Annotated in this window: 17 protein-coding genes; 12 read left to right on the forward strand and 5 right to left on the reverse strand. The window is 65.4% G+C overall.

The window, feature by feature from the left end:
* Positions 1 to 19 precede the first annotated feature (19 nt).
* A complete protein-coding gene (locus ACZK33_RS09890; RefSeq protein WP_423175526.1) occupies positions 20 to 319 on the reverse strand; it encodes a hypothetical protein in 300 nt (99 codons plus the stop codon).
* A gap of 176 nt (positions 320 to 495) precedes the next feature.
* The gene (ykgO, locus tag ACZK33_RS09895; RefSeq protein ID WP_005409283.1) at positions 496 to 621 is read right to left on the reverse strand and encodes a type B 50S ribosomal protein L36; all 126 of its coding nucleotides are present in this window, start codon (positions 619 to 621) and stop codon (positions 496 to 498) included.
* Between the two features lie 197 nt (positions 622 to 818).
* Between ykgO and cmk the strand changes: the two genes are divergently transcribed.
* The 8 genes from cmk to galU all read left to right on the forward strand — a co-directional run bounded on the left by cmk (position 819) and on the right by galU (position 9,105).
* On the forward strand, positions 819 to 1,496 hold the full coding sequence (cmk, locus tag ACZK33_RS09900; RefSeq protein WP_032130077.1) for a (d)CMP kinase: 678 nt from the start codon (positions 819 to 821) through the stop codon (positions 1,494 to 1,496).
* A gap of 198 nt (positions 1,497 to 1,694) precedes the next feature.
* Positions 1,695 to 3,380 carry a 30S ribosomal protein S1 gene (gene rpsA / locus ACZK33_RS09905; RefSeq protein ID WP_005416230.1) on the forward strand — a complete coding sequence of 562 codons (1,686 nt, stop codon included), beginning with the start codon at positions 1,695 to 1,697 and terminating at the stop codon, positions 3,378 to 3,380.
* An 87-nt stretch (positions 3,381 to 3,467) separates the two neighbouring features.
* Positions 3,468 to 3,773, forward strand: coding sequence for an integration host factor subunit beta (locus ACZK33_RS09910; protein WP_005409286.1), 306 nt, complete (start codon positions 3,468 to 3,470; stop codon positions 3,771 to 3,773).
* Between the two features lie 77 nt (positions 3,774 to 3,850).
* A complete protein-coding gene (locus tag ACZK33_RS09915) occupies positions 3,851 to 4,135 on the forward strand; it encodes a LapA family protein (RefSeq protein WP_010484569.1) in 285 nt (94 codons plus the stop codon).
* Positions 4,136 to 4,141: 6 nt separating this feature from the next.
* Positions 4,142 to 5,320, forward strand: a complete 1,179-nt coding sequence (lapB, locus tag ACZK33_RS09920) for a lipopolysaccharide assembly protein LapB (RefSeq protein WP_005416232.1) — start codon at positions 4,142 to 4,144, stop codon at positions 5,318 to 5,320.
* 3 nt (positions 5,321 to 5,323) lie between these two features.
* Entirely contained in the window at positions 5,324 to 6,313 is a 990-nt protein-coding gene (locus ACZK33_RS09925; protein ID WP_049399455.1) for an MraY family glycosyltransferase, read from the forward strand.
* Between the two features lie 3 nt (positions 6,314 to 6,316).
* Entirely contained in the window at positions 6,317 to 8,230 is a 1,914-nt protein-coding gene (locus ACZK33_RS09930) for a polysaccharide biosynthesis protein (protein ID WP_032130079.1), read from the forward strand.
* Complete coding sequence (gene galU / locus ACZK33_RS09935; RefSeq protein ID WP_019336276.1) at positions 8,227 to 9,105, forward strand: UTP--glucose-1-phosphate uridylyltransferase GalU; 879 nt, start codon at positions 8,227 to 8,229, stop codon at positions 9,103 to 9,105. The genes ACZK33_RS09930 and galU overlap by 4 nt, the downstream gene beginning before the upstream one ends.
* A gap of 474 nt (positions 9,106 to 9,579) precedes the next feature.
* Here galU and ACZK33_RS09940 read toward each other — a convergent pair whose 3' ends face one another.
* The 3 genes from ACZK33_RS09940 to ACZK33_RS09950 form a co-directional block, all read right to left on the reverse strand.
* Positions 9,580 to 10,788, reverse strand: a complete 1,209-nt coding sequence (locus ACZK33_RS09940) for an acetyl-CoA C-acyltransferase (protein WP_049399460.1) — start codon at positions 10,786 to 10,788, stop codon at positions 9,580 to 9,582.
* A 105-nt stretch (positions 10,789 to 10,893) separates the two neighbouring features.
* Positions 10,894 to 13,266, reverse strand: a complete 2,373-nt coding sequence (locus ACZK33_RS09945) for a 3-hydroxyacyl-CoA dehydrogenase/enoyl-CoA hydratase family protein (RefSeq protein WP_049399461.1) — start codon at positions 13,264 to 13,266, stop codon at positions 10,894 to 10,896.
* Positions 13,267 to 13,305: 39 nt separating this feature from the next.
* Positions 13,306 to 13,959 carry a TetR/AcrR family transcriptional regulator gene (locus ACZK33_RS09950; RefSeq protein ID WP_006431024.1) on the reverse strand — a complete coding sequence of 218 codons (654 nt, stop codon included), beginning with the start codon at positions 13,957 to 13,959 and terminating at the stop codon, positions 13,306 to 13,308.
* Positions 13,960 to 14,284: 325 nt separating this feature from the next.
* Here ACZK33_RS09950 and ndk point away from each other — a divergent pair, with 325 nt between their 5' ends.
* From ndk to ACZK33_RS09970, 4 genes are read left to right on the forward strand one after another with little or no spacing between them, the layout of a single operon-like run.
* Positions 14,285 to 14,710 carry a nucleoside-diphosphate kinase gene (gene ndk / locus ACZK33_RS09955; protein ID WP_008265389.1) on the forward strand — a complete coding sequence of 142 codons (426 nt, stop codon included), beginning with the start codon at positions 14,285 to 14,287 and terminating at the stop codon, positions 14,708 to 14,710.
* Between the two features lie 10 nt (positions 14,711 to 14,720).
* Positions 14,721 to 15,926 (forward strand): dual-specificity RNA methyltransferase RlmN, encoded by a 1,206-nt coding sequence (gene rlmN, locus ACZK33_RS09960; RefSeq protein WP_005409296.1) that lies wholly within the window; start codon positions 14,721 to 14,723, stop codon positions 15,924 to 15,926.
* Positions 15,913 to 16,698, forward strand: a complete 786-nt coding sequence (pilW, locus tag ACZK33_RS09965) for a type IV pilus biogenesis/stability protein PilW (protein WP_423175518.1) — start codon at positions 15,913 to 15,915, stop codon at positions 16,696 to 16,698. Before rlmN ends, pilW begins: the two co-directional genes overlap by 14 nt.
* Positions 16,699 to 16,716: 18 nt before the next feature.
* The gene (locus ACZK33_RS09970; protein WP_032130492.1) at positions 16,717 to 17,589 is read left to right on the forward strand and encodes a RodZ domain-containing protein; all 873 of its coding nucleotides are present in this window, start codon (positions 16,717 to 16,719) and stop codon (positions 17,587 to 17,589) included.
* The last annotated feature ends 31 nt before the right edge of the window (positions 17,590 to 17,620 follow it).

Consider the following 17,620-nt stretch of genomic DNA (forward strand, 5'->3'; position numbering starts at 1 on the left):
CCCAGGGCGGGTAAAGGGATCAACGGATCGGCGGTTTCGGGCCGATTTCGTTCGGGTCCGCCTGGTTGGCCACCACGTCGATCACCTTCTGCTTCTCGAAGTAGACGGTGAACTGCGGGTACACCCAGCGGTTGATGGTCGGCCATTGCCGCTTCTGCCCGCCACGCGGCTGCAGCTGCTCGCTCGGCGCGCCGAACTGCGCCTGTACCTGCTGCATGCTCTGGCCGCGCACGGGCAGGGCACCGGCCGGCTTCTCGCGGGCACGGTCGACAAGCAGGGTATCGGCCAGCGCCGGCGTGGCGGTGGCCAGGGTGGCCATCACGGCCAGGGCGGACAGGTAACGCTTCATCTCGATCTACTCCCCAGTGGTCAAGAAAGGCGATTACAGCAAAAACGGCAGGAAAAAGCCGCATAAACAAAAAACCGCCCGAAGGCGGCTTTTTGCATCGGGTCGGCCCCGCGTAGGGCCAGCCGCAGCCGCGAAGGCTGTTGGGCTTAGCGCTGACGCGCCTTGAAACGCGGGTTCGACTTGCAGATGACGAAGATCTTGCCACGACGACGCACGACCTTGCAGTCACGGTGACGGGCCTTCGCCGACTTCAGGGAGGACAGGACTTTCATGGCATACCTCGGCGTAAACAGTAGTTGTTCGGGTGGAGCGTGGCCGCGATATGCGAAAGACAATCGGCAGTTGACGCTCGTTCAAGCCCGCCATTCTACCGGGCTTTTCCTCGTGGTTTCAAGTGGTTGCACAAAAGATCCCATTGGGGGCGTCTGACAGGGGCTAGAATGACCCCTTCACACGCTCTGGGAACCCCATGAATCCACTCGCTCCCGTCCTGACCATCGACGGCCCTTCAGGGGCTGGCAAGGGTACCATCAGCCGCATCATCGCGCGCCGGATGGGCTGGCATTACCTGGATTCGGGCGCGCTGTACCGGGCGGTGGGCGTGGCCGCGAGCTGGGCCGACATCGATACCTCCGATGCCTCGGCGCTGGTCCGCTGCACCTTTGATACCCACGTTCAGTTTGTCGAGCAGGGTGAAGCCATGCGGGTCATGGTGAACGGGACCGATGCCACCGACGAGCTGCGCCTGGAGACCACGGGCGCACTGGCCTCGGCCATTGCGGCCATCCCGGAGGTCCGTGCCGCCCTGAAGGAGCGCCAGCGCGCATTCAGGGAGCTGCCGGGCCTGGTCGCCGACGGCCGTGACATGGGCACGGTGATCTTCCCGGACGCCTCCTACAAGGTCTTCCTGACCGCCAGTGCCGAGGAGCGCGCCGAGCGCCGGCATAAGCAGTTGAAAGACAAGGGGGTTTCTGTTAACTTTGATGACCTCCTGCGCGAGATCATGGCCCGCGACGCCCGTGATGCTCAGCGTACCGTGGCGCCCCTGAAGCCGGCAGACGATGCTGTCCTCATCGACACCACAGGCATCGGCATCGCAGATGTCGTTGCCAGAGTGATGGATCTGCTTCCGGTTCCGGCTGCCTGATCCGTTCGCGCGGGAGCACTGCCAGCAGCATCGGTGGTGGTCGCGCATAGCAGTGCTGTACCAGCTCCGTCGCGCAATGATGCGTGGCGGTTTTCCTACTACACACGACCTGCGTTTCCGGGGTCGACCAACAGGCGGGCGGTCGCCATTCCCCTGAAGGGGACGCCACCGACCCATGTGTCCAACAGAGTAAATCTAATGACCGAATCATTTGCCGAACTGTTTGAAGCCAGCCAGGCCAATCTGGCCAAGCTGAAGCCGGGCGCCATCGTCAGCGGTACCGTTGTTGAAGTCCGCGGCGACGTCGTGGTGATCAACGCTGGCCTGAAGTCCGAAGGCATCGTGCCGATCGAACAGTTCCGTAACGACGCTGGCGAAATCGACGTCGCCGAAGGCGACATCGTCAAGGTCGCCCTCGACTCGATCGAGAACGGCTTCGGCGAAACCGTCCTGTCGCGCGAGAAGGCCAAGCGCGCGATGGTGTGGGACGAGCTGGAAGAAGCGTTGGAAAAGAACGAAACCATCACCGGCCGCATCAGCGGCAAGGTCAAGGGTGGTTTCACCGTGGACATCAAGGATGTCCGCGCCTTCCTGCCGGGTTCCCTGGTCGATGTGCGCCCGGTGCGCGATCCGGCCTACCTGGAAGGCAAGGAACTCGAGTTCAAGCTCATCAAGCTGGACCGCAAGCGTAACAACGTCGTGGTCTCGCGCCGCGCTGTCGTCGAAAGCGAGCACTCGGAAGAGCGCGAGCAGCTGATGGACAAGCTGCAGGAAGGCGCGATCCTGAAGGGTGTCGTCAAGAACCTGACCGATTACGGCGCGTTCGTGGACCTGGGCGGTATCGACGGCCTGCTGCACATCACCGACATGGCGTGGAAGCGCGTGCGTCACCCGTCGGAAGTCGTGAACGTCGGCGACGAGCTGGACGTCCGCGTGCTGAAGTTCGACCGCGAGCGCAACCGCGTTTCGCTGGGCCTGAAGCAGCTGGGCGAGGATCCGTGGGACAACATCGGCCGTCGTTACCCGGCCAACAGCCGCGTCTTCGGCAAGGTCTCCAACGTCACCGATTACGGTGCGTTCGTTGAGATCGAGCCGGGCGTCGAAGGCCTGGTGCACGTCTCCGAGATGGATTGGACCAACAAGAACGTCAACCCGTCCAAGGTTGTCCAGGTTGGTGATGAAGTCGAAGTGATGGTGCTGGACGTCGATGAAGAGCGTCGCCGTATCTCGCTGGGCATGAAGCAGGTTGCCGCCAATCCGTGGGAAACCTTCGCTGCCACCCACAAGAAGGGTGACAAGGTGTCGGGCCAGATCAAGTCGATCACCGACTTCGGCATCTTCATCGGCCTGGACGGCGGCATCGACGGCCTGGTCCACCTGTCCGACATCAGCTGGAACACCACCGGCGAAGACGTCGTTCGCAACTTCAAGAAGGGCGATACCCTGGACGCCGTCGTCCTGGCTGTCGATCCGGAGCGCGAGCGCATCTCCCTGGGCGTGAAGCAGCTGGAGCAGGATCCGTTCGGCCAGTACATGGCAGCCAATCCGAAGGGCTCCAAGGTCGAAGGCGTGGTGAAGGAAGTCGACGCCAAGGGCGCGATCATCGAGCTGGCTGACGGCATCGAAGGTTACGTCTCGGCACGCGACATCGCCAACGAGCGCGTTGACGACGCCACCCAGCACCTGAAGGTCGGCGACAAGGTCGAAGCCAAGTTCGTGGGCATGGACCGCAAGGGCCGTACCCTGCAGCTGTCGATCAAGGCCAAGGACGACGCTGAAATGCGCGAAGTGCTGGAGGAATACCAGTCCTCTTCGGCTTCCAGCGGCACCACCCAGCTGGGCGCGCTGCTGCGTGCACAGCTGAACGGCAACAAGTCCGAGTAATCGGCCTTACGCTGTTCGTTGTTTCCTGGACGGCCCGGGCATTGCCCGGGCCGTTTCAGGCTGAGATACCCCTGATGTGAGCCGGTAATGACCAAATCCGAACTGATCGAAATCCTTGCGCGCCGCCAGGCGCACCTGAAGGCCGATGATGTCGATCTGGCGGTGAAGTCGTTGCTGGAAATGATGGGCGGATCGCTGTCCGCCGGGGATCGCATCGAAATCCGTGGTTTTGGCAGCTTCTCGCTGCACTATCGTCCGCCGCGCCTGGGTCGCAACCCGAAGACCGGCGAATCGGTTGCCCTGCCGGGCAAGCACGTCCCTCATTTCAAGCCGGGCAAGGAACTGCGTGAGCGGGTCAGCAGCGTGCTGCCGCTGGACGCCGATCCGGCCTGAGCCTCCCGTCGCGCCACCGCGTGCGAATCCAGCCGCGAGTCGGATAAGCTACGGACTCCTGCCACTGGAGCTGTCGCATGAAGGTTTTTCGTCTGCTGGTCCTGCTGGCGGTTCTGATCCTTGGGTTGATCATCGGTGCGGTCAACATGACCGCGATGTCGATCAACCTGCTGTTTACCCAACTGCATACCTCGGTGGGCGTGGCCCTGATCGCCGCGCTGCTGGTGGGTGTCATCGTCGGTGCCGGCCTGGTGCTGGTGAGCGTGGTCATTCCGCTCTACAGCCAGTTGCGCCGCGCCAACAAGTCCGCTGTCGCCACGCCGGCGCCGGTTGCTTCCCCCCAATCTTTTGATGGACGCTGATCGAAGATGGATTTCGTCACCGAGTGGTTCTGGTTCTTCCTGTTCGTTCCGCTGGCCGCACTGGCCGGGTGGGTGATCGGACGGCGTGGTGGTCAACGCCACGGTGACAGCCAGGTCAGCCGCCTGTCCAGCACCTACTTCCGTGGCCTGAACTACCTGCTCAACGAGCAGCCGGACAAGGCCATCGAGCTGTTCCTGCACATCGCCGAGCTGGACAAGGAAACCTTCGAGACCCAGGTCGCGCTGGGCCACCTGTTCCGCCGCCGCGGCGAAGTCGACCGCGCCATCCGCCTGCACCAGGGCCTGGTCAACCGCCACGACCTCAGCGATGCGCAACGCGTGCAGGCGCTGCTGGCGCTGGGCGAGGACTACATGAAGTCCGGCCTGCTGGACCGCGCCGAGACCGTGTTCACCGAACTGGCCCAGCTGGACCAGCGTGCTCCGCAGGCACTCAAGCACCTGATCGGTATCTACCAGGCCGAGCGCGATTGGGAAAAGGCGATCGACAACGCGACCCGTTTCGAGGACGTCACCGGCGAGCCGATGGGCAAGCTGATCGGGCAGTTCGAGTGCGAACTGGCCGAACGCTTCCGCGGTGCTGGCAAGCTGGAAGAGGCGAGGGCTGCGATTGCCCGGGCCTACCAGGCCGATGCGATGTCGGTACGTGCCGGCATCATTGAAGGACGCCTGGAAACCGATGCCGGCAATCCGGAAGCGGCCGTACGCGCCTTCGAGCGTGCCGCGCGCAACGATCCGGAGTACCTGCCGGAGCTGCTGCCGGCGCTGATGCAGAACTACCGCAAGGTCGGCGATCTGGCAGGCGCACGCGCGTTCCTGTCGGAGATGACCGAGCACTACCGCGGTATCGCCCCGGTGCTGGCGCTGACCCGCCTGATGGAAGAGCAGGAGGGCGTGGCGCCAGCCCGTGCCTACCTGGGCCGCCAGCTCAAGGATCGCCCGTCGGTGCGTGGCGAGTCCGCGCTGATCGACCTGACCCTGGCTGAAGGCGCCGATTCCACGGCGACCCTGCACGACCTCAAGCACATCACCGACCAGTTGCTGGTGCGCAATCCGGCCTATCGCTGCACCCGTTGTGGTTTCGGTGCGCGCACCCACCACTGGCAGTGCCCGAGCTGCAAGGAGTGGGGTACGGTCAAGCCGCTGCTGAACTACGCGGTGCTCTGATCCATGCCGTGGCTCGTGATGGGCGCGCTGCTGGGCCTGGCCCTGCTGAGTGCGGCACTGACCTGGGCAGCGCGGGGCTACGCGCTGCGCCGGCAACTGTTTGACCAGCCGGGCGAGCGGCGCAGCCATAGCGTGGCGACCCCCCGCGGCGGCGGCATCGCCATTGTCATCAGCCTGCTGGTGACCGCCGGTGTTGCCATGTGGGCCTGGCCCGAAGCGCGTCCGAGCCTGCTGGTCGCCAGCCTTGGCCTGGCGCTGGTGGCGGGTATCGGCTGGTGGGACGACCACCGGCCGCTGCCGGCCATGCGCCGCCTGATGGTGCACTTCATCGCCGCCGCGCTGCTGGCCGCGCTGGTCAAGGTCCACGGTGGCAGCTGGCTGCTGGCCGTGCTGGTCCTGCTGTTCACCGCCTCGCTGATCAACATCTGGAATTTCATGGATGGGATCAACGGCATCGCGGCCAGCCAGGCCATTGTGGTCGCGCTGGGGCTGGCGCCGCTGCTGCCCTGGCCGTACTCGCTGGCGGCGGTCGCGTTGGGCCTGGCCTGCCTGGGCTTCCTGCCGTTCAACTTCCCGCGGGCCCGGATCTTCATGGGCGATGTCGGAAGTGGCGCGCTGGGCTACGCGGTGGCGGCAGTGCTGGCACTGGCCAGCGTCAAGACCGACATCCACTGGATCCTGCTGCTGGTGTCGGCATCGCCGTTCCTTGTGGACGCGGGCTTCACACTGCTGGCGCGCATCATTTCCGGACAACGCTGGATGGAACCCCATACCCAGCACGTCTACCAGCGCGCGGTGCAGGCAGGAGCCAGTCACGCCCAGGTAACAGGGATGTACTTTGCTTTGGGCCTGTTCAGTATTACAGTGCTTAATGTCTGCTCCAATTTGCAGCCGAGGTGGGAGGCTGCCGTGGCGATCGCGTGGTTCATTGCGCTGAGCGTCCTCTGGCTCCTCCTGCGCAATGGATTGCGCCACCCAAAAGGAAATACCTGACTTATGGCTTCACCCTGGCGGGACAGAATCCTCGGCCTGATGCCGCGTTCGGCCATCGTCTGCCACGACCTGTTCATGGTCTGGGCATGCTGGCAGCTGCTCCACGCGGGGCGGTATTCGATCCTGGCCAACGCCCCCGAGCTCCCTCTCTGGAACGTTGACACCACGCTGGTGCTGCTGCTGCAGGGCATGGTGTTCTGGCGCGTGGGCCTCTATCGGGGCCTGTGGCGGTTCGCCAGCGTCAGCGACCTGCTGAACATCTTCAAGGCCAGCTTCATCGGCATGGTCGCCATCGTGCTGGTGCTGATGTGGAAGCGCTTCGACGGCGTGCCGATGTCGGTGCTGGTGATCTATCCGTTCGCGCTGTCGGCGCTGCTGGGCGCGCCGCGCCTGCTGTACCGGGCCTGGAAGGACTATCAGGCACTGCAGTCGGACTCGTCCGCGCGCCGCGTGCTGATCCTGGGTGCCGGCCAGGCCGCCGAGACCCTGGTCCGTGACCTGCGCCGTTCCGGTAATTTCGAGCCGGTCGGCCTGCTGGACGACGCGCCGCACCTGCGCGGCGCCAAGCTGCAGGGCCTGCCGATCCTCGGCACCCTGGACGATGCGCCGACAGTGGTCCGGGAGACGGCGGCCAAGCTGCTGGTGATCGCCATTCCGTCGCTGGACGCGGCGGGCATGCAGCGGATCGTCGCCATCTGTGAAAGCACCGGTGTGCCGTTCCGCACCGTGCCCAAGCTCAGCGACATCCTGCAGGGCCAGTCGCTGCCGGGGCAGCTGAAGGAAGTGGCGATCGAGGATCTGCTGGGCCGCAAGCCGATCATGCCGGACTGGAACCTGATCCGTGGCTGGCTGGGCGGGCGTACGGTGATGGTCACCGGTGCCGGCGGTTCGATCGGCTCCGAGCTCTGCCGCCAGTGCGCACGGCATGGTGCCGGCCGCATCATCCTGCTCGAGATCAGCGAACTGCTGCTGCTGACCATCGAAGGCGAGCTGCGGCGAAGCTTCCCCGATGTCGAGATCGAAGCGGTGCTGGGCGACTGCGGTGACCCGGCGGTGATCCGCCACGCCCTGTCGCTGCATCCGGTCGACACCGCCTTCCATGCGGCTGCCTACAAGCACGTGCCGGTGCTGGAGCGGCAGCTGCGCGAAGCGGTGCGCAACAACATCCTGGCCACCGAGAACGTGGCCCGCGCCTGTCTGGAAGCGCGCGTTGAGCATTTCGTGTTCATCTCCACCGACAAGGCGGTCGACCCGGTCAATGCACTGGGCGCCAGCAAGCGCTATGCGGAGATGATCTGCCAGAGCCTGGACCAGAAGTCCACGCATACCCGTTTCGTTACGGTGCGCTTCGGCAACGTGCTGGCCTCGGCCGGCAGCGTGGTGCCGCTGTTCCGCGAACAGATTCTGCGTGGCGGTCCGGTGACCGTCACCGACCCGGAAGTCAGTCGCTACTTCATGACCATCCCGGAGGCCTGCCAGCTGATCCTGCAGGCGGCCGCTTCGGCATCGCATGGTGCGATCTATACGCTCGACATGGGCGAGCCGGTGCCGATCCGCGTGCTGGCCGAGCAGATGATCCGCCTGGCGGGCAAGCAGCCGTACAAGGACATTCCGATCATCTACACCGGGCTGCGTCCGGGCGAGAAGCTGCACGAGACGCTGTTCTATTCGGACGAGGACTACCGTTCCACCGCGCACCCGAAGATTCTCGAGGCCGGTGTACGTACGTTCTCGCGTGACCTGGTGCTGGGCAATGTCCCGCGCCTGCGCGATGCCGTGGCTGGTTATGACACGACCAGCATCCAGGAGATCCTGTTCGCGACGATGCCGGAGTTCTCTCCCATCGAACAGGATGCTTACATTTCATCCGCTAAAGTCGTGCCCTTTCCAGCACGTGAGGCCAACAGGCACCAATGAGCAAGCGAATTCGCAAGGCAGTTTTTCCAGTGGCAGGGCTCGGGACGCGCTTTTTGCCGGCAACCAAGACGGTTCCGAAGGAAATGTTGCCGATCATTGATCGTCCGCTGATCCAGTACGCGGTCGATGAAGCGATTGAAGCCGGTTGCGACACGCTGGTGTTCATCACCAACCGCTACAAGCATGCCGTGGCCGACTACTTCGACAAGGCCTACGAACTGGAGCAGAAGCTCGAGCGAGCCGGCAAGCAGGAGCAGCTGGAGATGATCCGCCATGTGCTGCCCAATGGCGTGCGCGCGATCTTCGTGACCCAGGCCGAAGCACTGGGCCTGGGCCATGCGGTGCTGTGCGCCAAGGCCGTGATCGGTGACGAGCCGTTCGCGGTGCTGCTGCCGGACGACCTCATCTGGAACCGCGGCGACGGCGCACTGAAGCAGATGGCCGACCTCAACGAGGCCAGTGGTGCCAGCGTGATCGCCGTTGAAGACGTGCCGCACGACAAAACTGCCAGCTACGGCATCGTTGCCACTGATGCGTTCGACGGCCGCAAGGGGCGCATTTCGCAGATCGTGGAGAAGCCGAAGCCGGAGGACGCACCGAGCGACCTGGCGGTGGTTGGCCGTTATGTGCTGAGCCCGAAGATTTTCGAGTTGCTGGAACAGACCGGCAGTGGTGCCGGTGGCGAGATCCAGCTGACCGATGCGATCGCGCAGCTGCTGAAGACCGAAGAGGTCGATGCCTACCGCTTCGAGGGCACCCGCTTCGACTGCGGCACGCACCTGGGGCTGGTGGAGGCGACGATCCGCTTCGCGCTGGACAACCCGAAGCTGGCAGGGCCGGCGCGGGAGAAACTGACGGCGATGTTGGCGGAATAAGGATTCTATCAAGCGCTCCGTGCTGCGCCTTGATTGATACGTGGGGGAGGGGGCGGATGGCCCTCTCCAAAACACGCCAAAGCCCTTCCATGGTGCTCGATGGCGCCATCCATGGCGCCAACGGTTTTGGAGAGGGCCATCCACCCCCTCTCGACAGTTTCCGTGCGGCGCGGACGGGAAGGGCGGAATCAAGGGCAAGAGCAAAAGCAAAAAGGCAGCCGGTGGCTGCCTTTTTTGCTTGTTGGGGTCAGAGCCCTTTGCTGCGCAAAGGGCTCTGACCCCAGACTTTGCTTCTGCTCACCCCTCCGCCGCGTGGAATGCTGGCTGGCACGGGTGGGTGAGGCTGACCGGGACCGTTGGCGCCATGGATGGCGCCATCGAGCCCCCAGGGACGGGTTCACGGCGTGTCCCGGGCAGTCTCACCCACCCGGGCCCTGCAGTAAGCCGACATCCCGACCGGCAACGCTTTGAACCTTACAGCGCCTCGAAAATACCCGCTGCGCCCATGCCGGTGCCGATGCACATCGTCACCATGCCGTACTTCTGCTGGCGACGACGCAGGCCGTGCAGCAGGGTTGCGGTGCGGATCGCGCCGGTCGCGCCCAGCGGGTGGCCCAGGGCAATCGCGCCACCCAGCGGGTTGACCTTGTTCGGGTCCAGGCCGCAATCGCGGATCACCGCCAGCGACTGCGCGGCGAACGCTTCGTTCAGTTCAATCCAGTCCAGCTGGTCCTGGGTCAGGCCGGCCTGCTTCAGTGCCTTCGGGATCGCGGCGATCGGGCCGATGCCCATCACTTCCGGGCGCACGCCGGCTACCGAGAAGCTGACGAAACGGGCCAGCGGGGTCAGGCCGTAGTCCTTGATCGCCTGTTCCGAAGCCAGCAGCACGGCGCCAGCGCCATCGCTCATCTGCGACGAGTTGCCAGCAGTGACGGTGCCGCCGAACTGGCCGTTGCGGAACACCGGGCGCAGCTTGGCCAGGCCTTCAGCCGAGGAATCCGGGCGCGGGCCTTCGTCGGTGTCGGCGATCTTGTTGCGGGTGATGATGCGCTGGCCATCGGCCAGGTCCGGCAGGTGCGAGACGATCTCGTACGGGCTGATTTCGTCCTTGAACTCGCCGTTCTGGATCGCGGCCATGGCCTTCTGGTGCGAGGCCAGGGCGAAGGCGTCCTGGTCTTCGCGCGAGACCTTCCACTCTTCGGCGACCTTCTCGGCGGTGATGCCCATGCCGTAGGCGATGGCGACGTGGTCGTTGTCGAACACGCTCGGCGCCATGGCGATCTTGTTGCCCATCATCGGCACCATCGACATCGATTCGGTACCACCGGCCAGCATCAGGTCGGCATTGCCCAGGCGGATCGCGTCGGCGGCCTGCGCCACGGCCTGCAGGCCGGACGAGCAGAAGCGGTTCACGGTCTGTGCGGCGATGGTGTTCGGCAGGCCGGCCAGCAGCACGCCGATGCGCGCCACGTTCATGCCCTGCTCGGCTTCCGGCATCGCGCAGCCGATGATCGCGTCATCGATGCGGTTGACGTCCACGCCCGGGGCCTGGGCGACGACGCTGCGCAGCACGTGCGCAAGCATGTCGTCGGGGCGGGTGTTGCGGAACATGCCCTTGGGCGCCTTGCCAACCGGGGTACGGGTGGCGGCGACGATGTAGGCGTCCTGGATTTGCTTGGTCATTGCAGTGATCTCTCGAATGGGTTTTGTAGAGTCGAGCCATGCTCGACTGCCACATCAGGGAGTGCCGACCAACGGTCGGCACCCACCGAAAGCAGGGAGGGGCGATCAATTACGCAGCGGCTTGCCGGTCTTGAGCATGTGCGCGATGCGGGCCTGGGTCTTTTCCTGCTGGGCCAGTTCGACGAAGTGCTTGCGCTCCAGGGTCAGCAGCCACTCTTCGTCCACCAGGGTGCCGCGGTCGACCTTGCCACCGCACAGCACGGTGGCGATGCGCTCGGCGATCTCGTAGTCGTACGGGCTGATGAAACGGCCTTCCAGCATGTTGACCAGCATCATCTTGAAGGTGGCGATACCCACGTCGCCGGCCACCTGGATGCGGCGTGCCGGCAGCGGCGGACGGTAGCCCGCTTCGGCCAGGGCGCGCGCTTCGGCCTTGGCGATGTGCAGGGCCTCGTAGCTGTTGAACACCACCTTGTCGGTGCTGCGCAGCAGGCCCAGTTCCTTGGCGTTGACCGCCGAGTTGGACACCTTGGCCATCGCCACGGTTTCGAAGGTCTTCTTCAGTTCGGCGAACACGTCACCGCCCGGGCCAGCGGCCTGCGAGGCGCGCACGGCCAGTTCCTTCAGGCCGCCACCGGCCGGCAGCAGGCCGACGCCGGCCTCGACCAGGCCGATGTAGCTTTCAAGGAAGGCCACGGTCTTGGCGCTGTGCATCTGGAATTCGCAACCACCACCCAGCGCCAGGCCACGCACGGCAGCCACCACCGGCACCAGCGAGTACTTGATGCGCTGGCTGGTGCGCTGGAAGTTGGCGACCATCTCTTCGAACTGGTCGACCTTGCCGGCCTGCAGCAGGCCCAGCGCACCGGCCAGGTCGGCGCCGGCGGAGAAGGGTTCCTTCTGCTGCCAGATCACCAGGCCCTGGAAGTCCTTCTCGGCGCGGCTGACACATTCCTGCAGGCCGTCGAGCACCTGGTCGGACACGGTGTTCATCTTGGTCTTGAAGCTGACCACGGCGATGCCGTCGCCGTCGTGCCACATGCGCAGGCCGTCGTTCTCGAACACGGTCTCGCCCGGGGCAAACTTCTCGCCCAGCAGCGGATCGGGGAAGCGCTGGCGCTGATACACCGGCAGCGACGAGCGCGGCAGCTTGGCGTTGCGCGACGGGCTGTAGCTGCCCTCGGCGGCGTGCACGCCGTCGCGGCCATCGAACACCCAGTCCGGCAGCGGGGCATTGCTCATGCTCTTGCCGGCGACGATGTCATCGGCAATCCACTGCGCCACCTGCTTCCAGCCGGCGGCCTGCCAGGTTTCGAACGGGCCCAGCGACCAGCCGTAGCCCCAGCGGATGGCGAGGTCGACGTCGCGCGCGGTCTCGGCGATGTCGGCCAGGTGGTAGGCGCTGTAGTGGAACAGGTCGCGGAAGGTCGCCCACAGGAACTGCGCCTGCGGGTGCTGGCTCTCGCGCAGCTTGGCGAACTTCTCCGCCGGGTTCTTGATCTTCAGGATCTCGACCACTTCCGGTGCGGCGGTGCGATCAGCAGCGCGGTAGTCCTGCTTTTCCAGGTCGAGGACGACAATGTCCTTGCCGACCTTGCGGAAGATGCCGGCGCCGGTCTTCTGGCCCAGCGCGCCCTTGGAGATCAGCGCGTCCAGCCACTTCGGCGACTTGAAGAATTCATGCCACGGGTCGTTCGGCAGGGTGTCGCCCATGGTCTTGATGACGTGGGCCATGGTGTCCAGGCCGACCACGTCGGAGGTGCGGTAGGTGGCCGACTTCGGGCGGCCGACCAGCGGGCCGGTCAGGCCGTCCACTTCATCGAAGCCCAGGCCGAACTGCTGGGTGTGGTGGATGGTGGACAGGATCGAGAACACGCCGATGCGGTTGCCGATGAAGTTCGGGGTGTCCTTGGCGTACACCACGCCCTTGCCCAGGGTGGTGACCAGGAATTCTTCCAGGCCTTCCAGCACGGCGGCGTCGGTGGTGGTGGCCGGGATCAGCTCGGCCAGGTGCATGTAGCGCGGCGGGTTGAAGAAGTGCACGCCGCAGAAGCGGTGGCGCAGCTGCTCGGGCAGCACGTCGGCCAGCTTGTTGATGCCCAGGCCCGAGGTGTTGGAGGCCAGCACCGCGTGGTCGGCCACGAACGGCGCGATCTTCTTGTACAGGTCCTGCTTCCAGTCCATGCGCTCGGCGATGGCCTCGATGATCAGGTCGCAGTCCTTCAGCTGCTCCAGGCCGGACTCGTAGTTGGCCGGGGTGATGGCTTCGGCCAGCGACTTGCTGGCCAGCGGCGCCGGGCTCAGCTTGCCCAGGTTGGCGATCGCCTTCAGCACGATGCCGTCAGCCGGACCTTCCTTGGCGGGCAGGTCGAACAGCACGGTGTCGACGCCAGCGTTGGTGAGGTGGGCGGCGATCTGGGCACCCATGACGCCGGCACCCAGCACGGCGGCGCGGCGGACTAGCAGGGAATTGGACATGGTGTAGGGCCTTTGTTGGTCAGCAGTTACTGGGTGGAATCAAGGGGAAGCGGGCAGGGCGCTGGCGCGTGCGGCGGCGCGGAACCCGGCTTCGGCGAAATGGATCAGTTCGTGGGCGGCATGGGCACGATGCGCCGCTTCGGTGACACCGGCGGGACGCTTGATCAGCCCGAAGTCGGCCATGGCATAGGTGAGCGAGCCGGCCAGGAAATCCAGGCGCCAGTACAGCTCTTCCTTGCTCAGGTCGGGTGCGCATTCGGCAATCGCCTTGCCGAACGCACGCAGCACGTGACCGTAGTGGTCGGACAGGAACTTGCGCAGGTTGTCGTTCTTCTCTGCGTAGGCGCGGGCGATCACGCGCACGAAGGCGCCGCCGTTCTGGCGGTCCTGGGCCAGCGCCAGTGCCGGCTCGACGAAGGCGGCCAGCACCGGGCGCAGCTGCCCGGGGTGTTCGCTGCGGGCGCGCTCGAGCTGCGCCAGGCGCGCGCCGGTCATCTCGTCCATGCGGCGGCGGAACACCTCGTTGACCAGGTTTTCCTTGGAGCCGAAGTGGTAGTTGACCGCAGCGATGTTGACGTCGGCCTGGCTGGTCACCTGGCGCAGCGACGTGCCGGCGAAGCCGTGCTGTGCGAACAGCTCCTCGGCCGCGCCGAGGATCCGGTCCTTGGTCGAGAAGTGGGCGGGTTTGGCCATCGGCGGGCGGACCTTAATCAAACGATTGTTTGATACTAGGACCAGACGGTAGCGTATGGCATTTTGCAGTGCAGCAAAAATGCCCGGACCGGTCAGATTTCACTCAGGTGGGTGAATGGGCGCAAAGGGTAGTGCCGGCCGCTGGCCGGCAACCGCAGGCAGCCCGTGGGGCGCCAGCCTGCCGGCCAGCGGCCGGCACTACCACCCTGCCGCTTTATCTTTTACAATTCGCCTACGTTTATCAGGCTAAGCCCGCGTCCCGACGCGGGTTTTTTTCATGTTACCCTTCGGGCCATCAGCGGCCCGATTCCATTGGAGACATCCCATGGCGCTGGAGCGCACCCTTTCGATCATCAAGCCGGACGCCGTTGCCAAGAACGTCATCGGCGAAATCTACGCCCGCTTCGAGAAGGCCGGCCTGAAGGTCGTGGCCGCCAAGTACAAGCAGCTGTCGCGCCGTGAAGCCGAAGGCTTCTACGCCGTGCACCGCGAGCGTCCGTTCTTCAACGCGCTGGTCGAGTTCATGATCTCCGGCCCGGTGATGATCCAGGCCCTGGAAGGCGAGAACGCCGTCCTGGCCCACCGCGACCTGCTGGGCGCCACCAACCCGAAGGAAGCCGCTGCGGGCACCATCCGCGCCGACTTCGCCGAATCCATCGATGCCAACGCCGCCCACGGCTCGGACTCGGTCGAGAATGCCGCGATTGAAATCGCCTACTTCTTCGCCGCCACCGAAGTCGTTTCGCGCTGAGAGTAATGCCGTGAACGAGGTCGTACAGTCCCCCGCCATCCAGCCGCTGCCGAAGTCGGCGCCCACGGCTGGCAAGCAGAACCTGCTCGACCTCGATCGCGCGGGCCTGGAGAAGTTTTTCGTCGAGGTTCTCGGCGAGAAGAAGTTCCGTGCCCATCAGGTGATGAAGTGGATCCACCATCGCTACGTCACCGATTTCGATGAAATGACCGACCTCGGCAAGGTCCTGCGCGCCAAGCTGCAGGCCCATGCCGAGGTGCTGGTTCCCAACATCGTGTTCGACAAGCCCTCCGCCGACGGCACCCACAAGTGGCTGCTGGCGATGGGCGTGGATGGCAAGAACGCCATCGAGACCGTGTACATCCCGGACAAGACCCGCGGCACGCTGTGCGTGTCCTCGCAGGTCGGTTGCGGCCTGAACTGCACGTTCTGCTCCACCGCCACCCAGGGCTTCAACCGCAACCTGACCACCGCCGAGATCATCGGCCAGGTCTGGGTTGCCGCCCGCCACCTGGGTAACGTGCCGCACCAGATGCGCCGCCTCACCAACGTGGTGATGATGGGCATGGGCGAGCCGCTGATGAATTTCGACAACGTCGTGCGCGCCATGAGCGTGATGCGCGACGACCTGGGCTACGGCCTGGCCAACAAGCGCGTGACCCTGTCGACCTCCGGCCTGGTGCCGCAGATCGACCGCCTGTCTGCCGAAAGCGACGTGTCGCTGGCGGTGTCGCTGCATGCGCCGAACGACGCGCTGCGCGAGACCCTGGTGCCGCTCAACAAGAAGTATCCGATCGCCGAGCTGATGGCCTCGTGCGCACGCTACCTGCGCGCCAACAAGCGCCGCGAATCGGTCACCTTCGAATACACCCTGATGAAGGGCATCAACGACAAGCCCGAGCATGCCCGCGAGCTGGCCCGCCTGATGCGGCAGTTCGACAACGCGGTGCAGGCCAAGGATTCGGGCAAGGTCAACCTGATTCCCTTCAACCCGTTCCCGGGTACCCGCTACGAGCGTTCGGAAGAAGCGCACATCCGTGCCTTCCAGAAGATCCTGCTCGACAGCAACGTGCTGACCATGGTCCGGCGCACCCGTGGCGACGACATCGACGCCGCCTGTGGCCAGCTCAAGGGCCAGGTGATGGACCGCACCCGCCGCCAGGCGGAGTTCAACAAGACGCTGCAGGCGGGGAAGGGGAGCGATGCCGCGGCCTGACCGCCTCTGGCTGGTTCTGTTCGCAGGCATGCTGGCCGTTGCGGTCGGCGGCTGCAAATCCCATCCCAAGGCCAAGCTGGGCCCCAGCGAGGCGCCGGTCTACTCGGTCCGTGATCCGGACAGCGTGCGGCGCCAGGTGCGCCTGCAGGACCTGCTGGCCCTGGCCGCCCGCGACATGCAGGTGGGCAACCTCGATGCGGCCGAGCGCAAGGCGCGCGAGGCGCTGAAGCTGGCCCCCGAGTCGCCCGATGCGCTGGTGCTGCTGGCCGGCATCGACGAGCGCCGTGGCCGGACCCAGCAGGCTGGCGAGAGCTTCCGCAGGGCTGCCGAGCAGGCGCCGCAGCGCGGGGACATCCTCAACAATTACGGCGCGTGGCTGTGCCAGCAGGGCCGGCCGGCCGAGTCGCTGGTCTGGTTCGATCGTGCGCTGCAGGCGCCGGGCTACGCCACGCCGGCCGAGTCCCAGGCCAATGCCGGGGGCTGTGCGCTGGACGCCGGCCAGTTCGAACGTGCCGAGCGCGACCTGCGTGCGGCGCTGGCAACGCTGCCGGGAAACCCGGTCGCGCTGGAGGCGATGGCCCAGCTCAGCTTCCGCCAGGACCGCTTCATGGAGGCCCGGGCCTTCGCCGAACGTAGGATTGCGGCTGCACCCGCAACGCGTTCCGTGTTACAACTTGCGTCTCAAATCGAAGCGCGGCTGGGTGATCGGGCGGCATCTGACCGCTATCTTCAGCGCATTCGACAGGAATTTCCGCAGGAAGCGGGCTCCTAACTCCAGGGTTGATGCATTGTGATTGATGACCAGACTGTGAGCGCTCTCGAGACTGCGGCCGGCTGCGGCAGCCGCCTGCGCCAGGCCCGCGAGGCGGCCGGACTGACCCTCGAAGATGTCGGCTCGCGCCTGCGCATGCCGGTCCAGGTGGTCAAGTCGCTGGAAGAGGAACAATGGCAGAAGCTGGGCGCGCCAGTGTTCGTGCGCGGCCAGCTGCGCAGCTACGCGCGCCTGCTGGACGTGGATGTGAGCCAGCTGCTGGAGCAGGCCCAGGTCGGCCCGGTGGTTCCGCCCACCCTGGTCAGCCATACCCACACCCCGCGTGCGCGCCGCATTGCCGAGAATCTCGGCCGTCGCGTGCTGTATGTCGGTATCACCGCGGTGCTGGCGGTGCCGGTGTGGTTCGCCACCCGTGGTCATTTTGATGGCAGTGCGACGCCGTCGCCGAACACCGCTTCGCTGGACGCGATCCCGGCCGCTGTGCCGGTGACCCCGTCTGCCGCCGGCGTCGAGCCGGCCGCCGTGGCTGACGTGGCGAGCGCCCCGGCCAGCAAGCCGGCCGCCACCCCATACGTAGCCTCGCTGGCCCCGGTGCCACGTTCAGCCCCGGCACCGGCGGCTGCCGCCAACACGCTGGACATGCAGTTCAGCGGCGACAGCTGGGTCGATATCGGCGGCCCGGACGGCGCTACCGTCGAGAAGGCGCTGATCAAATCCGGCGAGAGCCGCAGCTTCACGCCGGGCCAGGTGACCCGGGTGACCCTGGGCAACGCCTCGGCGGTCCAGGTTCAGCAGAACGGCGCTATCGTCGATCTGACCCCCTACCAGCGAGCCAACGTGGCACGCTTTCAGGTATCCTCTGAAGGCTCCGTAGTCCCGGTTTCGCACTGAGGCGCGGTTTCACCACCTTCGATTAATCCCA

The sequence above is a fragment of the Stenotrophomonas sp. 86156_Sma genome (assembly GCF_056481625.1).

Excerpts from the sequence above, each read along its gene's own strand:
- ACZK33_RS09890 (WP_423175526.1), bottom strand. The coding sequence starts at position 319 with ATGGCCACCCTGGCCACCGCCACGCCGGCGCTGGCCGATACCCTGCTT.
- ykgO (WP_005409283.1), bottom strand. The coding sequence starts at position 621 with ATGAAAGTCCTGTCCTCCCTGAAGTCGGCGAAGGCCCGTCACCGTGAC.
- cmk (WP_032130077.1), top strand. The coding sequence starts at position 819 with ATGAATCCACTCGCTCCCGTCCTGACCATCGACGGCCCTTCAGGGGCT.
- rpsA (WP_005416230.1), top strand. The coding sequence starts at position 1,695 with ATGACCGAATCATTTGCCGAACTGTTTGAAGCCAGCCAGGCCAATCTG.
- ACZK33_RS09910 (WP_005409286.1), top strand. The coding sequence starts at position 3,468 with ATGACCAAATCCGAACTGATCGAAATCCTTGCGCGCCGCCAGGCGCAC.
- ACZK33_RS09915 (WP_010484569.1), top strand. The coding sequence starts at position 3,851 with ATGAAGGTTTTTCGTCTGCTGGTCCTGCTGGCGGTTCTGATCCTTGGG.
- lapB (WP_005416232.1), top strand. The coding sequence starts at position 4,142 with ATGGATTTCGTCACCGAGTGGTTCTGGTTCTTCCTGTTCGTTCCGCTG.
- ACZK33_RS09925 (WP_049399455.1), top strand. The coding sequence starts at position 5,324 with ATGCCGTGGCTCGTGATGGGCGCGCTGCTGGGCCTGGCCCTGCTGAGT.
- ACZK33_RS09930 (WP_032130079.1), top strand. The coding sequence starts at position 6,317 with ATGGCTTCACCCTGGCGGGACAGAATCCTCGGCCTGATGCCGCGTTCG.
- galU (WP_019336276.1), top strand. The coding sequence starts at position 8,227 with ATGAGCAAGCGAATTCGCAAGGCAGTTTTTCCAGTGGCAGGGCTCGGG.
- ACZK33_RS09940 (WP_049399460.1), bottom strand. The coding sequence starts at position 10,788 with ATGACCAAGCAAATCCAGGACGCCTACATCGTCGCCGCCACCCGTACC.
- ACZK33_RS09945 (WP_049399461.1), bottom strand. The coding sequence starts at position 13,266 with ATGTCCAATTCCCTGCTAGTCCGCCGCGCCGCCGTGCTGGGTGCCGGC.
- ACZK33_RS09950 (WP_006431024.1), bottom strand. The coding sequence starts at position 13,959 with ATGGCCAAACCCGCCCACTTCTCGACCAAGGACCGGATCCTCGGCGCG.
- ndk (WP_008265389.1), top strand. The coding sequence starts at position 14,285 with ATGGCGCTGGAGCGCACCCTTTCGATCATCAAGCCGGACGCCGTTGCC.
- pilW (WP_423175518.1), top strand. The coding sequence starts at position 15,913 with ATGCCGCGGCCTGACCGCCTCTGGCTGGTTCTGTTCGCAGGCATGCTG.